At 56.5% G+C, this 1,667-nt stretch carries 2 protein-coding genes; both read right to left on the reverse strand.

The features are described from left to right. Nucleotides 1-25: 25 nt before the first annotated feature. Nucleotides 26-664 carry a phosphoribosylglycinamide formyltransferase gene (gene purN, locus RTY00_RS24530; RefSeq protein WP_312666714.1) on the reverse strand — a complete coding sequence of 213 codons (639 nt, stop codon included), beginning with the start codon at nucleotides 662-664 and terminating at the stop codon, nucleotides 26-28. Further along, a partial coding sequence (gene purM, locus RTY00_RS24535; protein ID WP_312666715.1) for a phosphoribosylformylglycinamidine cyclo-ligase occupies nucleotides 661-1,667 on the reverse strand: 1,007 nt, incomplete at its 5' end. The genes purN and purM, both read right to left, overlap by 4 nt.

Below are 1,667 nucleotides of genomic sequence, written 5' to 3' on the forward strand. Positions count from 1 at the left end.
GTCGCCATGAATGGCGACCTTACGTTTATTCGTTGGCATGACCTTCAGGTGGCAACGGCTGACCATCCAGCCACGCTTTACCCTCACGCATCTGCAAACGCCCGTCAACAAACCAGCTGATCACCAGCGGATAGATCGCATGTTCCTGATGCTGCACGCGCGCGCTGATTTCGTCTTCGCTGTCGCCAGCAAACACCGGCACGTGCGCCTGCAAAATAATCGGTCCGCCATCCAGCTCGTCAGTGACAAAGTGCACTGAAGTGCCATGCTCTTCGTCGCCGTTTTCCAACGCCTGACGATGCGTGTGCAAGCCCGGATATTTCGGCAACAGCGACGGATGAATATTCACCAGACGATCGTGATAGTGCGCGACAAAAGCGCTGCTCAGGATGCGCATATAACCGGCCAGCACCACCAGATCCGGCGCGTAAGCATCAATCTCCTGCATTAGCTGGCGATCAAAGGCTTCGCGGTCGGCAAAATCACTGGCAGCTAACGCATGCGACGGGACATTGGCTTCCTGCGCGCGCGTTAAACCATAGGCACTGGCTTTATTACTGAAAACGGCAGCGACGCTGCCGTTGATACGCCCGCTTGCGCAGGCGTCGAGGATGGACTGAAGATTGCTTCCGTTGCCGGAGATCAGTACAACCAGTTTCTTCATGGATTGATAACCACACGCTCTTCAGAATCTGACGCTTTAATCACACCGATTTTCCACGCTTTTTCGCCCGCGTCGGTCATCAGCTGTACCGCTTTATCGGCTTCTGCCGGGCTCAGCGCAATCACCATGCCCACGCCGCAGTTAAAGGTGCGGTACATTTCGTGACGGCTAACGTTGCCCGCCTGCTGCAGCCAGCTGAACACAGACGGCCACTGCCAGCTGCTCTCTTCCAGCACCGCCTGGGTGTTGTCTGGCAGCACGCGCGGGATGTTTTCCCAGAAGCCGCCGCCGGTCAGATGCGAAATCGCATGCACATCAACCTGTTCGATCAGGCTAAGGATGTTTTTCACATAGATACGGGTTGGCGCCAGCAGATGATCGGCCAGTGACTTGCCATCCAGCTGTTTAATGGCCGGATCGGTCTGGCTGACTTCAAGAATCTTGCGCACCAGAGAATAACCGTTCGAGTGTGGACCGCTGGAACCCAGCGCGATCAGCACGTCGCCGTCCTGCACTTTCGAACCGTCAATGATTTCTGATTTTTCCACCACGCCGACGCAGAAACCCGCCACGTCGTAATCTTCGCCGTGGTACATGCCTGGCATTTCAGCGGTTTCACCGCCGACCAGCGCACAACCCGACTGCAAGCAACCTTCGGCGATGCCGGTGATTACCGATGAAGCGGTATCCACATCCAGCTTGCCGGTCGCGTAATAATCGAGGAAGAACAGCGGCTCAGCACCCTGAACAATCAGGTCGTTAACACACATTGCGACCAGATCGATGCCGATGCTGTCATGGCGTTTGAGATCCATCGCCAGACGCAGCTTGGTGCCGACGCCATCGGTTCCGGAGACCAGCACAGGCTCGCGGTACTTCTGCGGCAGCGCACAGAGCGCGCCGAATCCGCCCAATCCACCCATGACTTCCGGGCGGCGGGTTTTTTTCACTACGCCTTTAATACGGTCAACCAGATCGTTACCAGCATCGATATCAACACCGG

The organism is Pantoea sp. CTOTU49201 (genome assembly GCF_032054795.1).
GTDB lineage: Bacteria > Pseudomonadota > Gammaproteobacteria > Enterobacterales > Enterobacteriaceae > Pantoea > Pantoea symbiotica.

Coding starts and splice junctions, on each gene's coding strand:
- purN (WP_312666714.1), bottom strand. CDS start 664: ATGAAGAAACTGGTTGTACTGATCTCCGGCAACGGAAGCAATCTTCAG.